General features: G+C 72.4%; 26 protein-coding genes. 15 read left to right on the forward strand and 11 right to left on the reverse strand.

Going from position 1 to position 22,024, the window contains the following annotated elements:
• Positions 1 to 124: 124 nt before the first annotated feature.
• Positions 125 to 1,318, reverse strand: coding sequence for an ROK family protein (locus tag AB0L65_RS47410; protein WP_364260503.1), 1,194 nt, complete (start codon positions 1,316 to 1,318; stop codon positions 125 to 127).
• A gap of 23 nt (positions 1,319 to 1,341) precedes the next feature.
• Between AB0L65_RS47410 and AB0L65_RS47415 the strand changes: the two genes are divergently transcribed.
• The 10 genes from AB0L65_RS47415 (at position 1,342) to rbsK (ending at position 12,326) form a co-directional block, all read left to right on the forward strand.
• Complete coding sequence (locus AB0L65_RS47415; protein ID WP_364260506.1) at positions 1,342 to 2,577, forward strand: MFS transporter; 1,236 nt, start codon at positions 1,342 to 1,344, stop codon at positions 2,575 to 2,577.
• Between the two features lie 296 nt (positions 2,578 to 2,873).
• The gene (locus tag AB0L65_RS47420; RefSeq protein ID WP_364260509.1) at positions 2,874 to 3,920 is read left to right on the forward strand and encodes a LacI family DNA-binding transcriptional regulator; all 1,047 of its coding nucleotides are present in this window, start codon (positions 2,874 to 2,876) and stop codon (positions 3,918 to 3,920) included.
• A complete protein-coding gene (locus AB0L65_RS47425) occupies positions 3,917 to 4,834 on the forward strand; it encodes a sugar ABC transporter permease (RefSeq protein ID WP_364260512.1) in 918 nt (305 codons plus the stop codon). Before AB0L65_RS47420 ends, AB0L65_RS47425 begins: the two co-directional genes overlap by 4 nt.
• Positions 4,834 to 5,652: a carbohydrate ABC transporter permease gene (locus AB0L65_RS47430; protein ID WP_364260515.1), complete on the forward strand. Its 819-nt coding sequence runs from the start codon at positions 4,834 to 4,836 to the stop codon at positions 5,650 to 5,652. Before AB0L65_RS47425 ends, AB0L65_RS47430 begins: the two co-directional genes overlap by 1 nt.
• A 9-nt stretch (positions 5,653 to 5,661) precedes the next feature.
• A complete protein-coding gene (locus AB0L65_RS47435) occupies positions 5,662 to 7,011 on the forward strand; it encodes a sugar ABC transporter substrate-binding protein (RefSeq protein WP_364260518.1) in 1,350 nt (449 codons plus the stop codon).
• Positions 7,008 to 7,967 (forward strand): ADP-ribosylglycohydrolase family protein, encoded by a 960-nt coding sequence (locus AB0L65_RS47440; RefSeq protein WP_364260521.1) that lies wholly within the window; start codon positions 7,008 to 7,010, stop codon positions 7,965 to 7,967. The genes AB0L65_RS47435 and AB0L65_RS47440 overlap by 4 nt, the downstream gene beginning before the upstream one ends.
• A 6-nt stretch (positions 7,968 to 7,973) precedes the next feature.
• Positions 7,974 to 8,951 (forward strand): ADP-ribosylglycohydrolase family protein, encoded by a 978-nt coding sequence (locus AB0L65_RS47445; protein ID WP_364260524.1) that lies wholly within the window; start codon positions 7,974 to 7,976, stop codon positions 8,949 to 8,951.
• Positions 8,948 to 10,087, forward strand: a complete 1,140-nt coding sequence (locus AB0L65_RS47450) for an ADP-ribosylglycohydrolase family protein (RefSeq protein WP_364260527.1) — start codon at positions 8,948 to 8,950, stop codon at positions 10,085 to 10,087. The genes AB0L65_RS47445 and AB0L65_RS47450 overlap by 4 nt, the downstream gene beginning before the upstream one ends.
• Positions 10,084 to 11,445, forward strand: a complete 1,362-nt coding sequence (locus AB0L65_RS47455) for an ADP-ribosylglycohydrolase family protein (RefSeq protein WP_364260530.1) — start codon at positions 10,084 to 10,086, stop codon at positions 11,443 to 11,445. The genes AB0L65_RS47450 and AB0L65_RS47455 overlap by 4 nt, the downstream gene beginning before the upstream one ends.
• Positions 11,442 to 12,326: a ribokinase gene (gene rbsK, locus AB0L65_RS47460; protein ID WP_364260533.1), complete on the forward strand. Its 885-nt coding sequence runs from the start codon at positions 11,442 to 11,444 to the stop codon at positions 12,324 to 12,326. Before AB0L65_RS47455 ends, rbsK begins: the two co-directional genes overlap by 4 nt.
• On the opposite strand, the gene AB0L65_RS47465 is transcribed toward rbsK, so the two are convergent.
• The 3 genes from AB0L65_RS47465 to AB0L65_RS47475 are packed head-to-tail and all read right to left on the reverse strand — an operon-like array spanning position 12,323 to position 14,192.
• Complete coding sequence (locus AB0L65_RS47465; protein ID WP_364260536.1) at positions 12,323 to 12,889, reverse strand: dihydrofolate reductase family protein; 567 nt, start codon at positions 12,887 to 12,889, stop codon at positions 12,323 to 12,325. The two genes, rbsK and AB0L65_RS47465, sit on opposite strands and share 4 nt — an antisense overlap.
• Positions 12,890 to 12,943: 54 nt before the next feature.
• On the reverse strand, positions 12,944 to 13,468 hold the full coding sequence (locus AB0L65_RS47470; RefSeq protein WP_364260539.1) for an NUDIX domain-containing protein: 525 nt from the start codon (positions 13,466 to 13,468) through the stop codon (positions 12,944 to 12,946).
• Positions 13,469 to 13,502: 34 nt separating this feature from the next.
• Positions 13,503 to 14,192: an FCD domain-containing protein gene (locus tag AB0L65_RS47475; protein WP_364260542.1), complete on the reverse strand. Its 690-nt coding sequence runs from the start codon at positions 14,190 to 14,192 to the stop codon at positions 13,503 to 13,505.
• Positions 14,193 to 14,246: 54 nt separating this feature from the next.
• Between AB0L65_RS47475 and leuA the strand changes: the two genes are divergently transcribed.
• Positions 14,247 to 15,956, forward strand: coding sequence for a 2-isopropylmalate synthase (gene leuA / locus AB0L65_RS47480; protein WP_364260545.1), 1,710 nt, complete (start codon positions 14,247 to 14,249; stop codon positions 15,954 to 15,956).
• Here the strand turns inward: leuA and pyrF are convergent, their stop codons facing one another.
• Positions 15,957 to 16,781, reverse strand: coding sequence for an orotidine-5'-phosphate decarboxylase (pyrF, locus tag AB0L65_RS47485; protein ID WP_364260548.1), 825 nt, complete (start codon positions 16,779 to 16,781; stop codon positions 15,957 to 15,959). It lies immediately after the preceding gene.
• A gap of 122 nt (positions 16,782 to 16,903) precedes the next feature.
• Between pyrF and AB0L65_RS47490 the strand changes: the two genes are divergently transcribed.
• Together AB0L65_RS47490 and AB0L65_RS47495 are read left to right on the forward strand one after the other, a co-directional pair.
• Positions 16,904 to 17,380, forward strand: coding sequence for a DUF2283 domain-containing protein (locus AB0L65_RS47490; RefSeq protein WP_364260551.1), 477 nt, complete (start codon positions 16,904 to 16,906; stop codon positions 17,378 to 17,380).
• Positions 17,381 to 17,401: 21 nt separating this feature from the next.
• Positions 17,402 to 18,205: an HAD family hydrolase gene (locus tag AB0L65_RS47495; protein WP_364260554.1), complete on the forward strand. Its 804-nt coding sequence runs from the start codon at positions 17,402 to 17,404 to the stop codon at positions 18,203 to 18,205.
• A gap of 46 nt (positions 18,206 to 18,251) precedes the next feature.
• Here AB0L65_RS47495 and AB0L65_RS47500 read toward each other — a convergent pair whose 3' ends face one another.
• The 5 genes from AB0L65_RS47500 to AB0L65_RS47520 all read right to left on the reverse strand — a co-directional run bounded on the left by AB0L65_RS47500 (position 18,252) and on the right by AB0L65_RS47520 (position 20,065).
• Positions 18,252 to 18,503 carry a hypothetical protein gene (locus AB0L65_RS47500; protein ID WP_364260556.1) on the reverse strand — a complete coding sequence of 84 codons (252 nt, stop codon included), beginning with the start codon at positions 18,501 to 18,503 and terminating at the stop codon, positions 18,252 to 18,254.
• Between the two features lie 8 nt (positions 18,504 to 18,511).
• Positions 18,512 to 19,081: a TIGR00645 family protein gene (locus tag AB0L65_RS47505; protein WP_364260559.1), complete on the reverse strand. Its 570-nt coding sequence runs from the start codon at positions 19,079 to 19,081 to the stop codon at positions 18,512 to 18,514.
• Positions 19,082 to 19,131: 50 nt separating this feature from the next.
• A complete protein-coding gene (locus AB0L65_RS47510; RefSeq protein WP_185077192.1) occupies positions 19,132 to 19,275 on the reverse strand; it encodes a hypothetical protein in 144 nt (47 codons plus the stop codon).
• Positions 19,276 to 19,427: 152 nt separating this feature from the next.
• A complete protein-coding gene (locus AB0L65_RS47515; protein ID WP_364260562.1) occupies positions 19,428 to 19,637 on the reverse strand; it encodes a hypothetical protein in 210 nt (69 codons plus the stop codon).
• Positions 19,638 to 19,723: 86 nt separating this feature from the next.
• Positions 19,724 to 20,065 (reverse strand): helix-turn-helix domain-containing protein, encoded by a 342-nt coding sequence (locus tag AB0L65_RS47520; RefSeq protein WP_364260565.1) that lies wholly within the window; start codon positions 20,063 to 20,065, stop codon positions 19,724 to 19,726.
• Positions 20,066 to 20,150: 85 nt separating this feature from the next.
• Here AB0L65_RS47520 and AB0L65_RS47525 point away from each other — a divergent pair, with 85 nt between their 5' ends.
• On the forward strand, positions 20,151 to 20,801 hold the full coding sequence (locus AB0L65_RS47525) for an NAD(P)-binding domain-containing protein (RefSeq protein WP_364260568.1): 651 nt from the start codon (positions 20,151 to 20,153) through the stop codon (positions 20,799 to 20,801).
• A gap of 105 nt (positions 20,802 to 20,906) precedes the next feature.
• The gene (locus AB0L65_RS47530; RefSeq protein ID WP_364260571.1) at positions 20,907 to 21,281 is read left to right on the forward strand and encodes a hypothetical protein; all 375 of its coding nucleotides are present in this window, start codon (positions 20,907 to 20,909) and stop codon (positions 21,279 to 21,281) included.
• Positions 21,282 to 21,350: 69 nt separating this feature from the next.
• On the opposite strand, the gene AB0L65_RS47535 is transcribed toward AB0L65_RS47530, so the two are convergent.
• Positions 21,351 to 22,010 carry an endonuclease V gene (locus tag AB0L65_RS47535; RefSeq protein WP_364260574.1) on the reverse strand — a complete coding sequence of 220 codons (660 nt, stop codon included), beginning with the start codon at positions 22,008 to 22,010 and terminating at the stop codon, positions 21,351 to 21,353.
• Positions 22,011 to 22,024: the final 14 nt, after the last annotated feature.

A 22,024-nucleotide genomic window follows, 5' to 3' on the forward strand; every position in this document is an offset into this window, starting at 1 on the left:
CGCCGGGGTCATGATGGGTCTTCCTCTCATGCGTACAACCCTTGGCCGGGCGCGGCAAGATCGCTAGCATGGCTCGGAAGGGGAAGCGGGCCGGAGGGGCTTCACCCTTTCAGCGTGGAATTCATCACATTCTGCCGCTCGGGCGTGTCGCGACCCTGGTCAGGCCGGTTTCCCGCCACATTTCGACACACTCCGGCGTGAGGAAGGCGTCGAACACCGACTCCATCGCCCCCACCAGAGCCCCCCGCCAGCCCAGCGCCGAGCCCTCGATCCTGGGTGGGTGGTCGCGGCGGATGGCCATGAGGCGGGGCTCGCAGGCCGCGAGGAGCGTCTTCCCGGCGCGCTCGCGCAGCTCCACGCCGTGGCCCGAGAGGGTCACGACCTCGGGGTCGTGGGCGTTGACGAGTGCCGCGATGCCGCGTCCGAGCGCTCTGGCGTTGGCCGCGACCGCCTCCTCGCTGGTGGCCAGCACCCGCTCGGCCTGGGCGCGCCCCTTGCCGCCGCCGTGGGCGAGGCCGACGTGGCGGAGCAGGGCGTTCGTGCCGACGTCCATGCTCCAGCAGCCGATCGCGCCGCACGGGCAGGGGCGGTCGCCGCCGGTCAGCGGCATGTGACCGAACTCGGCCCCCGCGCCGCTCGCCCCGCCCAGCGGCCGGCCGTCCACGACGAGCACGCCGCCGAGGTCGAAGTCCACGTGCAGGTGCAGGCCCACCTGGACGCCCTGCAGCCGCCCCCTGCGCGCCTCGGCCAGCGCCGCGAACGCGGTGTCGTTGCCCACGACGGGCGCCGGGACGTCCGGGCCGAGCAGGCGCGGGACGTCGACCGACCGCCAGCCCAGGTGGGCGATGTCCACCAGGCCGCCGTGCCGGACCGGCCCGGCGAAGGCCACCCCGAGGCCCACCACCCGGTGTCCGAGGCGGCGCCGGTGGGCGGCGACGGCCTCGCCCAGGGGTATCAGGACGCCTTCTGGGGTGCCGTCGTGCGGGCGCAGGTCAAGCGTCTCGGTCCGGCCGCCGAGCTCGCAGGCCGCCAGCTCCCAGGCGTCCTCCCGTACGTCGACGGCCAGGGCGAGCGGGCCGCGCGGATGCGGCCCCGGCACCTGCGTCGGGCGTCCCCGGGCGTGCTCCCTGGCGGGTTCCTCGTGCAGCAGTTCGTCCTCGGCGAGCCCGGCCACCAGCACCGACGCCGTCCCTCGCGCCAGGCGCAGGTCGCGGGTCAGCTGCGACCTGGTGCGGGTGGCCCCGCAGTCGTGTACGGCGCGCAGCAGCCGGACCCGGTTGTGCGCGCGAAGCTCGCCACTCGTCGTAGCACCGATCACGGACCACAGTTTATGCTCTAGCCGTGAACAAAAGCCTCATTGACGCCAGACGTGCTCGTGCCGGAGTGTTCGGATTCTTCTTCCTCGCCGGGTTCGTGATGGGTTTGTGGGCCGCCGGGCTCCCGTCCCTGAACGACCGGCTCGGCCTCGGCCCCGCCAGGCTGGGCAGCGTCCTGCTGCTGATCTCGGGTGGCGCCCTGGTGTCGATGCTGGTGGCGGGGCCGCTGGTGGACAGGTGGTCCAGCCGCCGGGTGTGCTGGTTCGCCGGTCCCTTCTCGGGGCTGGTGCTGCTCGGCCCCGCCCTCGCGTCCTCGTACTGGGCTCTGGCGGTGCTCGCGGTGCTGTTCGGGATCGGGCTCGGGGTGACCGAGGTCGCCATGAACGCCCACTCCGTCGAGGTCGAACGCCGCTACGGCCGCCCGATCATCTCGGCCTTCCACGGCACGTGGAGCCTGGGCGGGGCGGCCGGCGGCGGGCTCACCTCGCTCGCGCTGCAGACCGGCGTGGACGCGCAGTGGCTGCTCATCGCGGCGGCGCTGGTCGTGCCCCTCCTGTACGTGCCGGCGGCCCGCCTCCTGCTCCCCGACCCGCCCGCCCACGCCACCGCGTCGGAGACCGGCGCCTCTTCTGGCTCGTCGCTGGGCTGGGGCCTGATCGCCCTGCTCGGCCTGGCCGCCTTCGCGGCGCACCTGAGTGAGGGCGCCGCCATCGACTGGGCCGCCCTGCACGCCCGGTGGGTGCTGGACACGGATCCGGCCATGGCGCCGCTCGCGTACACGATCTTCTCGGTGGCCATGACCACTATCCGCCTGCTCGGCGACCCCATCCGCGCCCGGCTCGGCTCGGTGCGCACCATCCAGCTCGCGGGCGTGTTCGCCACCGCCGGCTACATCCTGGTCCTGGCGTCGCCCGTGGCGGGAGGCGCCCTCCAGATCGTCTGCGCCTGGACCGGCTGGGCGCTGGCGGGCGTCGGGCTGGCCACGGTGATCCCGGTCCTCTTCAGCGCGGTCGGGGCCGCCGGGGGCCGCGTCGGCCGCGCCCTCGCCATGGTGACCGCCTTCGGCTACAGCGGCCTCCTCCTGGGGCCCGCCGTCCTGGGCTACGTGGCCGAGGCCTCGTCCCTGCCGGTCGCCTTGATCATCCCGGCGGTCCTCGCCGCCGTCGTCGCCCTCAGCGGCGCCCCCGCCATCCGCGCCCTGACCCACCTCCCCACCTCAACCCCCAACCCTGACCCCACCCCGGCCCCGGCCCACGACTGACCCCGCGCACCGGACCCCGCGGCGGCTCCCGGTCCCCGTTGTCGCCGCCGCGCACCGGGTGCCGGGTCGGCGGGGTGTGGGGCGGTGGTGCTCGGCGTGACTTGCACGGGGGCCGGTCGCCGTGTGGGCGGTGGCGGGTTGCCGTGGGAACGTGGGAAACTGCGGAATGTGGGTTTGACCTGGTGTTATGCGATCGTGACTTGACCTGCAAGTTACGCGCATATTTCATGTCCCAAACACCGTAAACGTTTACAGCACCTAGATCGTAAACGTTTACAGGACATGGAAGGACAGCCTTGGCCGACGGACCCACGATCAACACGATCGCCGAGCGCGCCGGTGTCTCGATCGCCTCCGTCTCGCGGGTGCTGAACGGCCTGCCGACCAGGCAAGAGACCGTGCGCAAGGTGATGGCCGCCGCCGACGAGCTCGGCTACGTGCGCAACGCCGTGGCCAGGTCGCTCAAGTCGCGCCGCACCCACCAGGTCGCCTTCGCCATGGCCGACGTCGGCAACCCCGCCTACCTGGCCATGCTCCGCCAGATCCAGCCCGTGCTGAAGGCCGCCGGGTACCGGCTCGTGCTGCACTCCACCGACGCCGTCGTGGCCGACGAGATCGACGTGCTGCACAGCCTGGGCGAGCGGTACGTGGACGGGCTGATCATGAGCCCGCTGCGGGTCACCGAGGCGCATCTGCAGATGCTGGCCGCCGCCCGCACCCCCGTCGTGATCATCGGCTCGGTGCCCGAGGGCACCCGCGTGGACAACGTACGGGCCGACTCGCGGACCGGCGTCAGGCTGGCGATCGATCACCTGTACGCGCTCGGCCGCCGCCGGATCGCCATGGTCAACGGCCCGCTGGACACCGTCCCCGGCGCCGCCCGCGGGGCCGCGTACCGGGAGGCGCTCCAGGACCTCGGCTTGCCCTACGACGAGAACCTCGTGCAGATCGGCGACTTCTACCGTGCGGAAGGGGGCCGGGCGGTGGCGGAGCTGCTCGCCAGGGTTCCCGACGTGGACGCGCTGATGTGCGCCAACGACCTGATCGCGCTCGGCGCGCTCGACGTGCTGCGCGCGGCCGGCCGACGGGTGCCGGAGGACGTGGCGGTGGTCGGCATGGACGACACCGACCTGGCCGCCGCCTCCTGGCCGTCGCTGACCAGCGTCTCGCTGGGGTCCGCCGAGCGCGGCAAGGCAGCCGCCGAGCTGCTGCTCGAACGGCTGCAGGGAGGCGATCGCGAGCCGAGGCTGGTCACCGTGCCGCCCGAGCTCGTGGTCCGCGCCTCCACCGCCGGATACGAGCCCGGATACGAGCACCGTACGGACGAAAGGGAAGAGGCGTGACGGCGACCGTGACGAGACCGGCGCCGCCGCGCGGGACGCGGCGCGCCAAGCGCCGCCGGATCTCGCGCCAGACGCGCGAGATGTGGCTGCTCATGCTGCCCGCCCTGGTGCCGGTGGCGCTGTTCAGCGTGGGCCCGCTGCTGTACGGCATCGGCCTGGCGTTCACCGACGCCCGCAACACCCGCAACCACGAGACGAGCTTCGTCGGCCTGGAGAACTTCGGCCGGCTGCTGACCGACGACGAGTTCTGGTCCTCCTTCAAGATCGGTGCGATCTGGGGCGTCTCGGTGACGGTGCTGCAGTTCCTGGCCGCGCTCGGCCTGGCGCTGCTCCTCAACGAGAACCTGCGGTTCCGGGGCGTGGCCCGGGTGCTGGCGGTGGTGCCGTGGGCGATGCCGCCGGTGGTCATCGGCCTGATGTGGAAGCTCGTCTACCACCCCGACGCGGGCATCCTGAACGACCTGCTGGGCACGGACGTCAACTGGCTGGCCGACTTCTCGCTCGCGCTGCCGGCGATCATCGTGGTCGGCATCTGGACCGGCATGCCGCAGACCACGGTGGTCCTGCTGGCGGGCCTGCAGGGCATCCCGAAGGAGCTCTACGAGGCGGGCGAGGTGGACGGCGCGACCCGCTGGCGGCGGTTCTGGAACATCACGCTGCCGCAGCTCAGGCCGGTGATCGTGGCGATCACCTCGCTCGACTTCGTGTGGAACATCAACCAGTTCGGCCTGGTCTACGTGCTCACGCAGGGCGGGCCGGGCGGGCAGACGCGGCTGCCGATGCTGTTCGCGTACGAGGAGGCGTTCCGGTACCGGATGGCCGGTTACGCCTCGATGCTCGGCCTCGCGATGGCGATCGTCGTGCTGGCCGTGCTCGCGCTCTACCTGGGGCGCCAGATGAGGGAGGCCAAGTGATGAGGCGCTTCTCGCAGTACGCGGCGCTGGTCGCGTACATCGTCTTCCTGGCGTTCCCGCTGGTCTGGCTGCTGTCGACGGCGCTGAAGACGCCGCGGGAGATGGCCCTGGCCGACCCGACGTGGATCCCGCGCGAACCGACGCTGGCCAACTTCGCCGACGCGTTCGGCGAGCAGGACCTGGTGGGCGCGGGGCTGCGCAGCCTGGTCGTGGCGCTGTTCAGCAGCGTGATCACGGTGCTGATCTCGCTGCCCGCCTCCTACGCGATGGCGCGCTACCGCAGCCTGCTCAACCGGATCGCCATCGGGTGGGTGCTGGTCAGCCAGGTGTTCCCGTTCATCCTGATCATCATTCCGCTCTTCATGATCCTGCGCGATCTGGACCTGGTGAACACGCTGCCCGGCCTGGTGGTCGTGCACGTGACGTTCACGCTGCCGTTCGCGCTGTGGATGCTGCAGGGGTACGTGCGCTCGGTGCCGCGTGAGCTGGAGGAGGCCGCGGCCGTGGACGGCGCGACCCGGCTGCGCTCGATCGTGAGCGTGGTCGCGCCGCTGCTGGCGCCGGGCGTGGTGGCCACGCTGCTGTTCTCGTTCATCTCGTCGTGGAACGAGTTCATGTTCGCGCTCGTGGTCCTGCAGAACCCCGATGTCATGACGCTCCCGCTCACTCTGGTGCGGTTCACCGGTCCTGAGGGGGTGGCCAGGCTCGGCCCGCTGGCCGCGGCGTCGCTCATGGCGACGATCCCGAGCCTGATCTTCTTCGCAATCATTCAGCGGCGACTGAAGTCCGGCCTGATGGCCGGCGCCGTGAAGGGCTAGGAGGCTCACATGCGAATCACGTCCGCTCTGGCGGCTGCGGCGATCCTCACGCTGGCCGCCGCGTGCGGCGGGGGAGGCGGCGGCACGCAGCCGTCGTCCGCTCCCAACGAGCCAGTAAAGATCAATTTCCTCAGCCTGGCGTGGCAGAAGGAATCCGTCGCCGCGAACAAGCAGCTCGTGGACGAGTGGAACAAGGCCAACCCCAACATCCAGGTCACCTACGTCCAGGGCAGTTGGGACAACGTCAACGACCAGCTCGTCACCCAGTTCGCCGGCGGCACGGCGCCGGACGTCATCCACAACGACTCGCCCGCGCTGTCCGGCTTCGCCTCCGACGGCTACCTGCTCGACCTGAAGGACAAGCTGCCCGCCGAGCTCAAGAGCGACATTCCGCAGCCCGCCTGGGACACCGTCACCTTCGACGACGGCAAGGGCCAGCAGGGCGTGTACGGCGTGCCGTTCCTGCAGGAGTCGCAGGTCATCATCGCCAACAAGAAGCTGCTCGACCAGTCCGGAGTGCGCATCCCGACGCCGGACAGCCCGTGGACGTGGGACGAGTTCTCCGAAGCCGCCAAGAAGATGACCACCCAGCGCGTCGTTCCCTCTTCCGGTGACTCCGAGTCTGCCATGGGTCAGGGGTATGGCGTGGCCTGGCCGATGAAGTCGCCGGTCAACAAGACGCTCAACCTGGCGCTCAACTTCGGCGGCACGTTCTTCCAGACGGCCGACGGCAAGACCACGGTCAAGGTCGGCCCCGAGGAGCGCGAGGTGCTCCAGCGCATCCACGACCAGCTCTACAAGGACAAGTCCGCCGACCCGGCGGCGCTCGGCCAGGGCACCGCGGACCCGCTGCCGGCCTTCTACAAGGGCAAGTTCGCGCTGCTGCCCGCCGGCGTCTACCTGCGCCAGCAGGTCGCCGAGCAGGCTCCGCAGGGCTTCGAGTGGGTCACGCTCCCCGCGCCGAAGGGCACGAGCGCCCAGCAGGGCGCGGTCTCGCAGACGCTGTCGATCGCGCAGGACAGCAAGCACGCGGACGAGGCCATGAAGTTCATCGCCTTCTTCCTGAACGGCGCGAACCAGGCCAAGCTCGCCAAGGGTGACTGGCTCCTGCCGACCTCCCAGGCGGCCGCCGCCGACCCGGCGATGACCACCAAGGAGAACGGCTGGGACGTGGCCACCGCCTCCGCCAAGAACCTCGTCGTGGCGCCGTTCCTCAAGGTGAACGGGTTCGACGAGTGGAAGACCAAGGTGGCCACGCCGACGCTGCAGGAGTACTTCGCCAATAAGATCACCATTGACCAGGCGGCCTCGAAGCTGGTCGAGGACGGCAACAAGGTGTTGGAGCGGTACCAGCGGTGATTTATCGGGATAAAGCCCGTGGGTGTCTCCTCGGCCTCGCGGCCGGGGACGCCCTCGGGGCCCCGGCCGAGAACCTGTCGCCGTCGGAGATCCGGCGGCGGTGGGGCCGGCTCACGGAGATCGAGGGCGGCGGGACCGACGACACGGAGTACGCCATCTTCGCCGCCTCGCTCCTGGTGCGGCACGGGCACGCGCTGACCTCCGCCGACGTGGCGGAGGCGTACCGGCGGGAGATCATCCCGCGGATCGCCGGGCCCATGCGCGGAGCCGGGTTCTCCGAGCTGGGCACTGTCGAAGCGCTTCGCCGCGGGCTGGAGCCGCCGCTGACGGGGCTGGTGCACTCGCACGGCTGGTCGGACGGGCTCGCGATGCGCGCGGCGCCGTACGGGGTGTTCTGCCCGGGCGATCCGGCGGAGGCGGCCCGGCTGGTGGAGCAGGACGGGCTGGTCAGCGGGTCCGGCGAGGGCATCCTGGGTGGCCGCGCGGTCGCCGGGGCCGTGGCCGCCGCGATGGGCGGGGCCTCGGTCCAGGACGTCGTACGGGCGGCCTTGTCGGTGATCCCCGCCGACTCGTGGACGGCCCGCAACGTCGTACGGGCCTGCGGGACCCTGCCCACGACGCACGAGGGCGCGCTCGTCGAGGCGCTGCACGAGGCCGTGGTCGTCAGGCACTACCCCTGGACCGACGTCGCCCCCGAGGCCGTGGCGCTGGCGCTGGCCGCCGTGCTGGCCGGGGACGGCGACGTCGAGGCGTCCGTGACGTTCGGGGTGAGCCTGGGCAGGGACGCCGACACGATCGGCGCCATCGCCGGGGCGATCGCCGGAGCCATGCGCGGCGAGGGCGGCGTGCCCGAGCGGTGGGCGGCCAGGATCGGACCCGTGACAGGCAAATGCCTGCCCGTCGTGGCCGGAAGACACGTACTGGACGTCGCCGACGAACTGGCGGGAGGACTGTAGATCACGATGTCGGGGGACAGAATCAGAGGGGCCTTCGCCGGGCTCGCCGTCGGTGACGCCGCCGGATGGCCGGCGGCCAGGCACCGGGCGGCCCTGCACGCCCCCTGGAGCAGACGCCTGCACAGAGAGCTGGACGCCTTCGCGGAGGAGCACGAGGTCACCACGCTGCCGGTCCCGTTCGCGCTCAACCAGCCCACGGCCCCGCTGGCCGTAGGCCCGTCCGACGACGCCGAATGGCTCGCCTGGACGGCGCTCACGATCGACCGCCCGAGGGCCGAGGCGTTCAGGGAGCTGCCCCGGGACGGCGTCAGAGGACGGATCTCGGTGGCCACCGCGCTCGACAACCTCGCCAAGGGCGTCGAGCCGCCCGCGTCCGGGCACGACAACCCGCACCATTTCGACGACGCCGCCGCCGTCAGGGCCGTGGCGTTCGGGGTCCTGGGCCGGGACCCCACGCAGGACGCCCAGGTGACGAACGCCTACGACGGCGTCCTGGGCGCCCTGGCCATGGCCGCCGCCGTGGCCGAGGCCGTGCGGTCGGGATCGGTGACCGGGGCGGTGGAGGCGGCGCTGGCCGTACTGCCCGAGGACACCGCCATCGGCCACAACGCCCGCGCGGCGCTGGCCGTCACGCGCAAGGCGGGCGACCCGTTCGCGGCCGTGCCCGCGCTGGACGCCGCGCTGCTCGACCACGTCTACAGCTACGGCGTCGGCGCCGCGCAGACCGTGCCGGTGGCGCTGGCGCTGGCCGAGGCGGCGGGCGGCGAGCTCACGCGGGCCGTGCCCGCGGCCGCCTGCCTGGCCTCACTGGCCGACTCGGCGCCCGCGCTGACCGGCGCGCTCGCGGGCGCGTGCCGTGGGCTGGAGGCGATCCCGGAGGGGTGGATCGCGTCGGCCCGCACGCTGGCCGGTTGTTGCCTGCCTGACCTGGCGGGCCGGGATCTGATCCAGCTATCGACAGGACTATCGGAGGGAATCGCATGACGCCGCTTGAAGACAGGGCCACTGGCTGCGTGGCGGGGGCGGCGGTCGGTGACGCGCTGGGCGGCGCCACCGAGGGCTGGACCCCCGAGCAGATCGTCGAGAGGTACGGAGGCCGCGTCGAGGGCATCGTGCCGCCGTTCAACGAGGACTGGCGCAACGCCCGACCCATCGCCCCGTACCACAAGGGCGACGGCCACATCACGGACGACACGTTGATGACGCACGCCCTGATCCGCGTGTATGAGAAGGCCGGCGGGCACCTGACCGCGTACTCGATGGCCGAGCACCTGGTGCCCGAGCTGATGGGCGAACGGCGCTGGATCCCCGAGCTGGAGGCCGAGGCGCTGCCGCTGCAGCGGATCTTCCTGGCCGAGAAGTGGATCGTGGCCAGGCTCCACTACGGGCACGTGGACCCGCGCGAGGCCGGCGTCGGCAACATCGTCAACTGCGGCGCCGCCATGTACGTCGCCCCCGTCGGCATCGTGAACGCCGCCGACCCCGACGCCGCCTACGCCGAGGCCGTCGACCTGGCCGGGGCGCACCAGTCCAGCTACGGCCGGGAGGCCGCCGGGGTGATGGCCGCCGCCGTGGCCGAGGCCATGCGACCGGGCGCCACCGCGGACTCCGTGATCGCGGCCTGCCTGCGCCTGGCCAAGGACGGCACGAGGGCCGCCATCGAGTCCGTCTGCGAGGCCGCCGCCGGGCTGGGGCACTGGGACGGGTCGTTCGAGACGCTGCGTGCCGCCATGCGGCCCTACGACACGGTCGCCGACACCTACCGCGACCAGGGGCTGGGGGCGCGGCGGCCGAGCCGGGTGCACAGCATCGAGGAGCTGCCGCTGGCGCTCGGGTTCCTGGTGATCGCGAAGGGCGACTACCGCGAGACCGTGCTGGGCGGCGTCAACTACGGGCGCGACGCCGACTCGATCGCGTCCATGGGCGGGGCCATCGCGGGCGCTCTCGGGGGGCTGTCCGCGGTGCCGTCGCCGTGGGTCTCGCAGGTGGGGGCGGCCAGCCGGACGGACCTGGTGGCCCCCGGGCTCGCCATCGCGGAGGTGGCGCGCCGGGTGCACGCCGACGACCTGGTACGGCGCCGCGGCCACGAGGCCGCCTTCGCCGACCTCGACCGCCGGTGATCCGGCTCACCTGGGTCCAGCCGGAGGACCTGATCGGGCACGAACTCCGCCAGGCCGCCGAGGACGGCCGGGCCACCGGCCCCGACGCGGAGCGCGTGCGGGAGATCGCGGCCCGCTGGCACGCGGCCGGCGGGCACGACGCGCCCCCGCGCGCCGGGGCCTCCGAGCCGGGTGCGGCCCGGCTGCGGGACCTGGCCGGGGAGCTGCTGGACGAGCTGGCCGCCGTCCCGCCCCCGCTGCCCGAGCCCTCGGACCTGGCCGGCATCGTCGCCGCCTGCCCGTCCTGGCCGGGCACGGCCCAGGGAGCGGCCTCTCGAGCGGCCGTGGATCCGGCGCGGGTGCTGGGCGCGTGGCAGGGGCGGGCGGCCGGGTGCGTGCTCGGCAAGCCCGTGGAGAAGATCCCGCGCGAGGGCATCAGGCAGATCGCCGAGGCCACCGGCAACTGGCCCATCCGCGGCTGGTTCACCGCCAAGGGGCTTCCGGACGACGTCGCCCGCCGCTGGCCGTGGAACCGGCGCAGCGCCGTCAACTCCCTGGCCGAGAACATCGACGGCATCCCCGAGGACGACGATCTCAACTACCCGCTGCTGGCCCTGTCCGTCCTGGAGCGCCACGGCCGCGGCTTCACCACCGACGACGTGGCCAAGCTGTGGCTGGACGAGCTCCCCGCCGGCCGTACGTTCACCGCCGAGCGGGTCGCGTACCGCAACCTCCTGGACGGCGTCGAGCCGCCCGCCACGGCCACGCACCGCAACCCGTTCAGGGAGTGGATCGGCGCCCTGATCAGGGCCGACGTGTACGGCTGGAGCAACCCGGGCGACCCCGCCACGGCGGCGGAGCACGCCTGGCGCGACGCCCGCCTGACCCACACCGCGAACGGGATCTACGGGGCGATGTTCGTGGCCGCCATGTGCGCGGCCGCCTTGGTCGCCACCTCGCCCGAGGAGGTCGTACGGGCGGGCCTGTCGGTGGTGCCGGAGCGCTCGCGCCTGCACGAGGCGGTACGCCTGGCCGTCGCGGACGCCGCCCGCGAGGACGGCTTCGAGCGGGTCGTCGACCGCCTGCACGAACGCCATGGCGGCCTGCACTGGGTGCACACCATCAACAACGCCGCCCTGATCGCGGCCACGCTGATCCACGGCCGGGGCGACTTCACCGCCACGATCGCCGGAGCGGTGGCCGGCGGCTGGGACACCGACTCCGCCGGGGCCACGGCCGGCTCCGTCGCGGGCGCGCTGAACGGCGGCGTGCCGGACCAATGGCGGCTGCGCGACAGCCTGGCCAGCAGCCTGACCGGGTACGACGGGGTGGGGCTGGCCGCGCTGGCCGCCCGTACACAGGAGATGATGGGGCCATGATCTCGGTTTTCGGCAGCGCCAACATGGACCTCGTCGCGTACGTCTCCGAGGCCCCCAAGCGGGGCGAGACGGTCACCGGGCACCGGTTCCGCACCGTGCCCGGCGGCAAGGGCGCCAACCAGGCCATCGCCGCCGCCCGCGCGGGCGCGCACGTGGCCTTCCTCGGGGCGGTGGGCGACGACGGGTTCGGGGCGGAGATGCGCGCCACGCTGGCGGAGGCCGGAATCGACGTACGCGGCCTGCGCGAGGTGCCCGGGCCCAGCGGCATCGCGCACATCGTGGTGGACGACGAGGGCGGCAACTCGATCATCGTCGTCCCCGGCGCGAACGGCACCGTCGCCGGTCCCTCGGGCGAGGACCTGGCCGCCATCGCCCGCTCGGACGCGCTGCTGCTCCAGCTCGAACTGCCCATGGAGGCCGTCGTGGCGGCCGCGCAGGCCGCCCAGGTCTCCGGCGTGCATGTCTACCTGACCCCGGCCCCCGCCCGGCCGCTGCCGGACGAGCTCCTCGACGCGGTCACCACGATCGTCCCGAACGAGCACGAGGCCGCCGCCATCACCGGCGCCGCCGGCCCGGACGCCGCCCTCGACGCGCTGCTGGAGCGGGTCGAGGAGGCGCTGATCACGCTGGGCTCCGAGGGCGCGCTCTACGGGTCGCGCTCGGGGGAGCGGCTGCGGGTGCCCGCGGTGAAGGTGGAGGCCGTGGACACGACCGCGGCGGGCGACACCTTCGTGGGCGCGTTCGCCGTGGCCAGGTCGGAGGGGATGAGCGTGGCCGACGCGCTGGGCTTCGCGTCCACGGCCGCGGCGCTGTCGGTGCAGCGGGAGGGGGCCAGCACGTCCATGCCGACCCGCCACGAGATCGAGGCCGCGCTGCCCTAGCCCTCGGCCCGTTCGTAGCGCAGCAGCGCCACCCCGGCGTCGAACGTGCGCGTCTCCACCAGGCGCAGGCCGGTCCGCTCCTTGAGCGGCGGGAACACCGGCCGGCCGCCGCCGAGGACGACCGGGTGCACCATGATGTGGTACTCGTCGATCAGCCCCAGCTCGGTGAGCGCGCCGGCCAGCCGGGAGCCGCCGTTCAGCAGGAGGTCCTTGCCGGGCCCGCTCTTCAGCTCGGCGACCTCCTTGGCGAGGTCCCCGGAGACGATCCGGGCGTCCCAGCCGGCCTCCTGCAGCGTGGTGGAGAAGACGACCTTCGGGGTGCTGCGCCAGATGGGGGCGAACTTGAGGTCGTGCGGGTCGTCCGAGATCGACTCCGCGTGGGGCCAGTAGTTGGACATCATCTCCCAGACGACGCGCCCGTACAGGAAGGTGCCGACGCGGGCGTGGACCTCGTCCCCGTACGCCGACAGCTCCGGCCCCATCGCCGGCCAGTCGAACTCCCCGTTCGGGCCCTCGATGTGGCCGTCTACGGAGGTGTGGACCCAGTAGATGAGCTTGCTCATGGTGTGCTCCTTCGCGTTGTGCTCATGACTGGGTCGGAGCCGCCCGCGCGTTCTTCACATCCCTTCCGAAGATTCTTTCTCCTGTGTCCAGGGAAGCCTCACGGGGGCCTGGGGCCGTACCCCGGCCAGGAGGTCCGGCAGCAGCGCGGCCAGCCCGGGCGGGAACACGCGCTCCTCGGTGGCGGCCAGCTCGTTCGCGCGCCACCAGCGGTGGCCGAGCTTGAACTCCTCCGTCTCGTACTCCTCCAGCGCCGTGGGGGTGACGGTCGCGGACGGCACGCGGGCGAAGAAGTACGTGTGCACGGTGTAGAAGTGGCGGCCCAGGTTGGACCACGCGCCTTCGTTCACCGCCACGGGGTCGCCGAGGTCGGCGGCGCCGAACACGTGGCCGGTCTCCTCCAGCGCCTCGCGCGCCGCCGCCTGCGCCGGTGACTCGCCCGGCTCCAGGCCGCCGCCGGGCAGGTGCCAGGCGGGCTCCTTCGGCCACGGGTCCGGCGGGATGAAACGGAGCAGCAGAACGCCGTCGTCGGGGGCGGCCAGGATGACGCGGGCCGTGGGCCGCTGCGTGCGGAGGATCACGGTCGAACCGTAACGAACGGCGGGCTGCGCGGGGCTACGAGTCGTGCAGGTGGGCGAGCGTCTGCTCCAGCTCCGCCTGCAGGATCGCGCCCGCCGCCTCCCCGTCCCCGTCCCGGACGGCGGCCACCAGCTCCGCGTGCGTGTCGTGCCCGGGATTGCGGTCGTGCGCGCGCAGCCCCAGCACCTCCACCAGGCCGATCAGCGCCTCGCGCAACGCCGGCGCGAACTCGGCGAACAGGTCGGTCAGCACCGGGTTGCCGGCCGCCGCGACGACCGCCGCGTGCAGGGCGATGTCGGCGTCCACGAACGCGGCGTCGTCCTGCGACGCCGCCCGCGCCCGCGCCGCCAGCGCTTCCTCCAGCGCCGCGACGTCCTCCTCGGTGCGCCGCTGCGCGGCCATCCGGGCGGCCTGCGTCTCGACCATCATGCGCACCTCGTAGACGTCCGTGATGGCGGCCCGACGGAGCCGGGCAGGCCAGTCCTCGGCGATCGCAGTGGCGATCACGAACACGCCCGAGCCCTGCCGGGCCTGCACCAGCCCCGCCCCGGCCAGCGCGCGCAGCGCCTCCCGGACGGTCGAGCGCCCCACTCCCAGCGTCTTGGCCAGCGCGTTCTCGCCGGGCAGGCGGGTGCCCACGGGCCACTCGCCCTGCGTGATCTGCTCGCGCAGGTGCTGGGTGGCCTGCTCGACGAGCGGGCTGGGACGGAGGGAGCCGAGCGGCATCGAACGAACCTCTCAGGTTGTCTGAGGACCTGTGTTGTGATTAGTGTAGCCGCCATGACGCCGTCCGTGTACGCCTGGAACCGTCAACGTCCCAGCACCATGCCCTACCACCGCTACCGGCCCGCCCACGAGCGCGTCGAGGTGCCGCTCACCGAGCGCGACTGGCCGTCCGCGCGCATCACGCGGGCCCCGCTCTGGGTGCCCGTGGACCTGCGCGACGGCAACCAGGCGCTGGCCGAGCCGATGGACCCGGCCCGCAAGCGCCGGATGTTCGACCTGCTGACGGGCATGGGGTTCAAGGAGATCGAGGTCGGCTACCCCTCCTCCAGTCAGCTCGACTTCGACTTCGTCCGCCACCTGGCCGAGCCCGGCGTCGTGCCGGAGGACGTGACCGTGGTCGTCTTCACGGCCGCCAGGCGCGACCTGATCGAGCGCACGTTCGCCGCCATCGAGGGCCTGCCTCGCGCGGTCGTGCACCTCTACACCGCCACCGCCCCCACCTGGCGGAACGTGGTGCTCGGTCATGACAGGCAGGAGCTGCGCGGCCTGATCATGGACGCCGCCGGGCACATCGCCCGGCTCGCGGACGGCCTCGACGTGCGCTTCCAGTTCTCGCCGGAGGTGTTCAACCTCACCGAGCCCGACTACGTGCTGGAGGTCTGCAACGACCTGACGGCCCTGTGGGACGCCGCGCCGGACCGCCCGGTGATCCACAACCTGCCCGCGACGGTCGAGGTGGCCACCCCCAACGTGTACGCCGACCAGATCGAGTACATGCACCGCCACCTCGACCGCAGGGACGCGGTGATCCTCTCGGTGCACCCGCACAACGACCGCGGCACCGGCGTGGCCTGCGCCGAGCTGGCCGTGCTGGCCGGCGCCCAGCGGGTGGAGGGCTGCCTGTTCGGCAACGGAGAGCGGACCGGCAACGTGGACCTGGTGACCCTCGCGCTCAACCTGCACACCCAGGGCGTGGACCCCATGCTCGACCTGTCCGACATCGATGAGATCCGCCGGGTCGTGGAGCACTGCAACCGGCTGCCCGTGCCCGAGCGCCACCCGTACGCGGGGGACCTCGTCCACACCGCCTTCTCCGGCACCCACCAGGACGCCATCGGCAAGGGCCTGGCCCACCACGCCAAGCGGGCCGCCGAGCTGGGCGTGCCGCCGGAGCAGGCGCCGTGGGAGGTGCCGTACCTGCCCATCGACCCCGCCGACGTGGGCCGCGGCTACCAGGCGGTCATCCGGGTCAACAGCCAGTCCGGCAAGGGCGGCATCGCCTACCTCCTGCGCACCCGTTACGGCCTGGAGCTGCCCCGGCGCCTGCAGATCGACTTCTCCTCGGTCGTGCAGCGGGCCACCGACGGCAGTGGCGAGGAGATCACCGCCGAGCAGCTGTGGGAGCTCTTCCACGCCACCTACCTGGCCCCGGGGGAGACCGGCGCGCTGGCCGAGTGGAGCACGAGGGAGACGGCGCCGGGCGTACACGAGTTCGAGGGCACGCTGAAGTCGGGGCGCCGGCTGCGCGGCACCGGCAACGGGCCGCTGTCCGCGCTGACCGCCGCGCTCGGCGACGACGGGATCGACGTGGACATCCTCCACTTCGCCGAGCACGCCCTGGACCCGGGCCGGGGCAGCCTCGCCATCGCCTACGTGGAGGCCCGCGTGGACGGCGTCACCAGCTGGGGCGCGGCCCAGGACACCTCGGTCCTGACCGCCTCGGCGCACGCCGTGCTGGCCGCCGTCAACCGCGTGCCGGCCTGATCAGGTCGTGGTGGTGATCTTCGCGTCCAGGTGGGCCGCGCACTCGTCGCGGAAGTAGAGCGTGCGGGAGCGCAGCCGCTTGGGGTCGGCCAGGACCGCCCGGGAGACCGAGGGCACGACGGCGTGCCGTACGGAGGCGAACAGCCGCGCCACGTCGGCGGGAGAGGCTCCCTGGGCGCCGAGCCCCGGCGCGAGGATGGGGCCGTTGAGGTCGTCCAGCGAGTGCTCCAGCTCGGGCAGCGTGGCCCCCATCACGACCCCGATGGGCCCCAGCGGCTCGTGCCCGGCGTTCGCCGCGGCGACCCCGGCCAGCACCTGGTCGGCCACGAGCCGCTGCAGCGGGGCCGCCTCCGGGTTGGAGGTGCGGGCCAGCACGAAGACGCCGGCGTCGTTGGCCAGGGCCGACAGGATCGCGCCCGCCAGCGACCCGAACCCGAGGTACGGGCTCAGCGTCACGGCGTCGGCGGCCAGCGGGCTGCCCCGGTCGAGGTAGGCCTCGGCGTAGGCGGCCATCGTGCTGTCGATGTCGCCCCGCTTGACGTCGAGCAGCACCAGCGTCCCGGCCTCGCGCAGGTCGGCGATGGTGCGTTCCAGCACCGCGATGCCGCGGCTGCCCCAGCGCTCGTAGAAGGCGGACTGCGGCTTGACCAGGGCCGCCACGTCGCCGACGGCCTCGACGACCGTGCGGCTGAAGCGTTCCAGGCCGGTGGGCGAGTCGTCGAGCCCCCAGGCGTGCAGCAGCGCCGGGCTCGGATCGATGCCCACACAGAGCGGCCCGCACTCGTCGAGCCTGGCTCGAAGGCGCGTCCCGAATGACTCGTTCATTTCAAGGGCCCCCTTATGACCGTACGCAGCCTAGCTTGCGGCGGCCGTGGCCAGGAATGCTTACTTCGGCGCCGGTATGGGATCGGGCCTTCAAGTGGCTTTCTGGGGGTAGATCAGGCTATATGTACGAGATCGCCCATCGGGTGCTGGTGCTGCGTACCGATCCGCCGCGTGATGTCACCGTCACGGTCGGCGTGCCTTACGAGGAGCCGACGGGGGACTGGTCGTGCCCGTACCGGATCGACGGGCTCGACGGGTGGGAGCACGAGCGGAAGGTCACCGGGGTCGATTCGCTGGAGGCGATCGAGCTGGCCCTGGCCATGCTCCGGGCGGCGCTGGCGGGCTCGCACGAGGCCAAGGAGGGGCTGCTGAGCTGGGACGAGGCGCCGTCGGGGCAGCGGCCGCAGACGGTGTACGTGAGCTTGGACAAGCTCCGCGATATCGCCTATGTCGCGATGAAGCACGAAATAGCGCCAGAAGAGGTCGTAAGTCAGGTTGAAGTGGCGGATGTCGTTCTTGATTTCGGCGACGCCGGGCAACTCCTCGGCCTGGAGATCTCGAACGCGGCCGGGCGGCTCCCGCCCGAGATGCGGATCTGAAGGATCGGCATAATCGGCACCATGAGCGCCGGCACCCTCCCCCGCCTTGTGGCCACCGACCTCGACGGAACCCTCCTCAACTCCTCACGTGCCATCACCCCCCGCACCCGAGAGGCCCTTCAGGCCGCCCGCGCGGCCGGAGCCGAGATCGTCTTCGTCACCGCCAGGCCGCCGCGCGGCATCCGCGCGATCGCCGATCAGGCGGGCGTCACGGGCGTCGCGATCTGCAGCAACGGCGCGATCGTGTACGACCTGGCCACCGACGAGGTCGTCACCAGCCATCTCCTCGACCGGACGGCGGCGAACAAGGTCGCGCAGGCCCTGGCCGCGGCCCTGCCCGGGGTCGGCCTGGCCGTCGAGACGGGCCGGGGCGTGCTCGCCGAGGCCGCCTACACCAGGCGCATCGTGGAGGACCTGGCCTACCTCCGCGAGGTGAGCTCCGTCTTCGACGGCGACGACCCCATCATCAAGCTGCTCGCCCAGTCGCAGACCAGCACGGCGGACGAGATGATCGCGGCCGTCATGGCGGGGATCGAGGGGCTGGCCGAGGTCACGCACTCCGGCGGGACCGGGCTCCTGGAGATCAGCGCTCCCGGGGTGACGAAGGCGAGCACGCTCGACGTGCTGTGCCGGGAGTGGGGGATCGCGCCCGGCGAGGTGGTGGCCTTCGGCGACATGCCGAACGACCTGGCCGTGCTCGCCTACGCGGGCGCCGGGTACGCCATGGCCAACGCGCACCACCTGGTGCTGGCGGCGGTCGAGCGCCGCACGCTGTCCAACGACGAGGACGGCGTGGCCGCGGTGCTGGAGGTGCTGTACGGCTGAGGATCCGTACGTGCCCGCCCGCCCCCGCAGGCGGGCACGTACGGTGTCAGGCGTCGTCGTCCGACACCCGTGAGGCGCCCTTACAGGTGGTGGGCGACTTGCCGAGCAGCGGGAGCAGCGACCCGCAGGTGCTCACGGGCAGCGACACCGGCTCGATGATCTCGTCGTTGAAGATGGTCACGTTGCCGATCAGAGGCGGGGGACCGCTCGGCCCGGCGGCCTCGCCCTCGGCGTGAGCGGCGCCCGCGATCGAGCACACGAACACCGCGATCGTCACGATGGCGGCCGGCCGCCTCACCGCCGCGCCTAGGCGGCGACCCGTTCCTGCTTCAGGGCCGACTGCCGCTCGCCCCCGTTCGTCTCGGCGTCGCGCCGCGCGCCCGCCATGATGCGGTCGATCAGCGCCAGCGTCAGCGCCGAGACCACGAAGGTCAGGTGGATCAGCGTTTTCCACAGCAGCTCCCGGTCGGTGATGGTGGGTCTGGACGCGTTGATGAAGATCTGGAGGAGGTGGACGGACGAGATGCCGATGATCGCCATGGCCAGCTTGACCTTCAGCACGTTGGCGTTGACGTGGGAAAGCCATTGGGGCTGGTCGGGGTGCCCATCGATGCGTATTCGGGAGACGAACGTCTCGTAGCCGCCGATGATGACCATGATGAGCAGGTTGGAGACCATGACCACGTCCACGAGGCCGAGGACGATCAGCATGACGGTGGTCTCCGGTGGTGAGCCGCCGAAGCCGAGCTCGATCAGATGGAGCAACTCCAGCATGAACCGCCACGTGTACACGATCTGGGCGAGGATCAGCCCCATGTAGAGCGGCGCCTGAATCCACCGGCTGAGGAACATGAAGTAACCGACATAACCAGACATGGTCCGTGACTCCGGTGGAGGGTCGGCCACGGGCACCTGCGCGAGCCGCACTAGGACGTGAAGACGTTGACGTGCTGGACCCAGGTCTCGACGCGCACGATGGGCGGGTCGGTGGTGAGCTTGTCGAAAGCGATGGAGGGTAGGGCGCCCGCCAGCGCGAGTGCGGCGACGGCGGTCAGGACGCGGACCTTCAAAGGATCTCCTAGCTGCTCTGCGCTATCGGATGGACTGGGCTTGCGCTGCAGGGGGAACTGATCGGGCCACCGTGGCGGGCGGCGCGGCCGGCTTCGCCGCGCCGCCCGCCCGGATAACCGGATCGGCCGGGGACGTGCCCAGGCTGAGCCGGTCAGGGCTGCAAGCAGCTCACGGCCGGGACCTCGGCCGGCACGGCCGGGGCGGTCGGGTCGATCAGCGTCGTGGCGCCGGCGCCGGCCTCGGCCAGGCAGGGGACCAGGGCGAGAGGGTCCACCACGGCGTAGGAGGCCGGGGCGGAGAGCAGGGTCAGGCCACCGGCGAGGGTCGCGACGGCGGCGATCCTGCGGGGGGAGAAAAGCATAGAACCTCCTGGGAGACGGTAATGAACAACCGTCGTCTAGCTACCCAGGGTAGTGATCCAGTAACGCTCCGTATATTAGAAAGCTCTCACGTCTCCCAGCGGTCCTGCGCGGCCATGACCTCGTCGGCGTGGTCGTGCGCCCACGCCCCGAACGCCTCGATCGGGCCGAGGAGCGTGCGGCCGAGATCGGTCAGCTCGTACTCGACGCGGGGTGGGGCCTCGGCGTACGTGCGGCGCGTGATCAGGCCGTTGAACTCCAGGCGGCGCAGCGTCTCGGTGAGGACCTTGGTGCTGATGCCGCCGATCTCCTCGCGCAGCCGCCCCGGCCGGCGCGGGCCGTGGCGCAGCGCCCACAGGACGACCGCGTTCCAGGTGTTGGCCAGCAGGTCGAAGGCCAGCCGGGCCTGGCAGTCGGCGATGAACCCCAACGAGGCCTCCGTTAGGCACCAAATGGTGTGTGACGGGCTTTCTACAGTCCCTTCTACTTACCAGTTCATGCGATGGAGGACGAACATGCGTATCGGGATCCTGGGGGCGGGCGGCATGGCGGACGCCCTGGGCACGCAGTGGGCCAGGGCGGGGCACGAGGTGATGATCAGCGGCAGGGACGCCTCCGCGAGCGCGGCCCGCGCCGCGACGATGACGGCCGAGGCGTCCCGCACCCGCGCCGAGACCCCGGGGGTGCGGGCCGGGAGTTGGGCGGAGGCGGCGGCGTTCGGGGAGGTCGTGATGGTGGCCGTCAGGCAGGCGGGGCTGGCCGGCGTGCTCGAGTCCGCCGGCGCCGGGCTGCGCGGCAAGCCCGTCATCGACGTGGCCAACGCCGAGGGCCCGTACGACCCCGCCCGCCCCATCGCCCCGCTGATCCGCGACCTCACGGGAGGGCATGTGGTGAAGGCGTTCAACCTGTGCCACGTGGACGTGTGGCGGCTGACGCCGCCGGTGTTCGACGGCAGGCCGCTGGCGGTGCCGCTGTGCGGTGACGACCCGGCCGCCCTGGCCGCGGTGCGTACGCTGGTCGCCGACCTCGGCTGCACCCCGGTGGACGGCGGCGGGCTCGACCGGGCCGTGCTGCTGGAGGCGACGGCCGCGTTCATGATCGGGCTCTGGTTCGGCGGCGCCGACGCCCAGGCCGTGCTCCCCCCGGTGGCTTATTCGGGCGTCTGAGCCGTACGACCGGCGGTGTATCGGGGATGACGACGAGCGGCGGATGCCCTCCGGCGGGCCCGGCAAGATCCTGGAGACCTCAAACCAGGTCGAAGGAGAGATCCAGTGGTAACCCAGGTCGCCAAGGGGAACGGGTACGTGACCGCGTTCAAGGCCGTGGTCGTCCTCAACACGCTGTCCGTCCTGGCGCAGGCCGTGACGGCCGGGCAGCTGATGAGCGGGGGAGGGGCGGGCTCGCACGGCATGGGGGCGTTGGCCGTGCACGTGCTGGGGCTGCTGCAGCTCGTCGCGGCCGTCCTGCTGTGGCGGCCCGCCCGGGGCCCGGGCTGGCCCGCGCTGGTCGGCCTGGCGGTGCTGCTGCTCGGCTTCGTCCAGTCCGCCATGGGCGGCTCGGGCGTGCTGGCGGTGCACGTACCGCTCGGGATGACCCTGTTCGGGCTCAGCGTCTGGCTCCTCGTCTGGGCCTGGCGCCCGCGGTGACGACGGGGGTCAGCCGGGCTGGTGGGTTCGGGCATCAGCCGGGGTGAGGGCCGGTGGTCGGCGCGGGCATCAGTCGGGGTGGCGGGCCAGGTGGTCGGCGCGGCGGATCGGGTCGGGGAGGCGGTAGCGCGGGGCGAGGCGCAGGACCTGGACGGTGACGGTGTCCAGGGAGACGCGGTGGCCCTGGGAGACGTACACCGGCTTGATCTGCCGCTGCGTGCGCAGCGCGCGGCCGACGACGGCGCCCTCGTGGACGATCGGCGCCCAGTCGCCCCGCTCCGGCCCCGGCGGCTCGTGCGTGCCGACGAAGGGCGTCTTGCCCACGCCGAGCGCGGGCAGGCCGGTCAGCACGCCCAGGTGGCAGGCCAGGCCGAAGCCGCGCGGGTGCGCCAGCCCGTACCCGTCGCAGACCAGCAGGTCGGGCGTCACCGTGAGCCGTTCGAGCGCCTCCACCAGGGCGGGCAGCTCCCGGAAGGCGAACAGCCCCGGCACGTACGGGAACGCCACCCGGCCGCGCACCGTCACCTCCTCCACCGTCGCCATCGTGCCGGCGTCGAGGACGACCACGGCGGCCGTGAGGGCGTCGTCGCCGTGATAGTGCACGTCCAGGCCCGCGACCAGGGAGAAGTCGGCGGGGCCGGTGAGCTCGACGCGTCCGCGGAGCCGGTCCTGGACGGCCTCGGCCTCGGCGGTGGTGGTGGGCCATGGGTGAAGCTGCTGTACCTGCACCCGGCCTAAGCTAT

The sequence above is a fragment of the Nonomuraea sp. NPDC052116 genome (assembly GCF_040680035.1).
Lineage (GTDB): Bacteria > Actinomycetota > Actinomycetes > Streptosporangiales > Streptosporangiaceae > Nonomuraea > Nonomuraea angiospora_A.

Bases quoted from the DNA above. Each gene is read 5' to 3' on its own strand.
- AB0L65_RS47430 (WP_364260515.1), top strand. From the start codon at position 4,834: ATGAGGCGCTTCTCGCAGTACGCGGCGCTGGTCGCGTACATCGTCTTC.
- AB0L65_RS47435 (WP_364260518.1), top strand. From the start codon at position 5,662: ATGCGAATCACGTCCGCTCTGGCGGCTGCGGCGATCCTCACGCTGGCC.
- AB0L65_RS47445 (WP_364260524.1), top strand. From the start codon at position 7,974: ATGTCGGGGGACAGAATCAGAGGGGCCTTCGCCGGGCTCGCCGTCGGT.
- AB0L65_RS47450 (WP_364260527.1), top strand. From the start codon at position 8,948: ATGACGCCGCTTGAAGACAGGGCCACTGGCTGCGTGGCGGGGGCGGCG.
- rbsK (WP_364260533.1), top strand. From the start codon at position 11,442: ATGATCTCGGTTTTCGGCAGCGCCAACATGGACCTCGTCGCGTACGTC.
- AB0L65_RS47465 (WP_364260536.1), bottom strand. From the start codon at position 12,889: ATGAGCAAGCTCATCTACTGGGTCCACACCTCCGTAGACGGCCACATC.
- AB0L65_RS47475 (WP_364260542.1), bottom strand. From the start codon at position 14,192: ATGCCGCTCGGCTCCCTCCGTCCCAGCCCGCTCGTCGAGCAGGCCACC.
- leuA (WP_364260545.1), top strand. From the start codon at position 14,247: ATGACGCCGTCCGTGTACGCCTGGAACCGTCAACGTCCCAGCACCATG.
- pyrF (WP_364260548.1), bottom strand. From the start codon at position 16,781: ATGAACGAGTCATTCGGGACGCGCCTTCGAGCCAGGCTCGACGAGTGC.
- AB0L65_RS47490 (WP_364260551.1), top strand. From the start codon at position 16,904: ATGTACGAGATCGCCCATCGGGTGCTGGTGCTGCGTACCGATCCGCCG.
- AB0L65_RS47495 (WP_364260554.1), top strand. From the start codon at position 17,402: ATGAGCGCCGGCACCCTCCCCCGCCTTGTGGCCACCGACCTCGACGGA.
- AB0L65_RS47505 (WP_364260559.1), bottom strand. From the start codon at position 19,081: ATGTCTGGTTATGTCGGTTACTTCATGTTCCTCAGCCGGTGGATTCAG.
- AB0L65_RS47515 (WP_364260562.1), bottom strand. From the start codon at position 19,637: ATGCTTTTCTCCCCCCGCAGGATCGCCGCCGTCGCGACCCTCGCCGGT.
- AB0L65_RS47525 (WP_364260568.1), top strand. From the start codon at position 20,151: ATGCGTATCGGGATCCTGGGGGCGGGCGGCATGGCGGACGCCCTGGGC.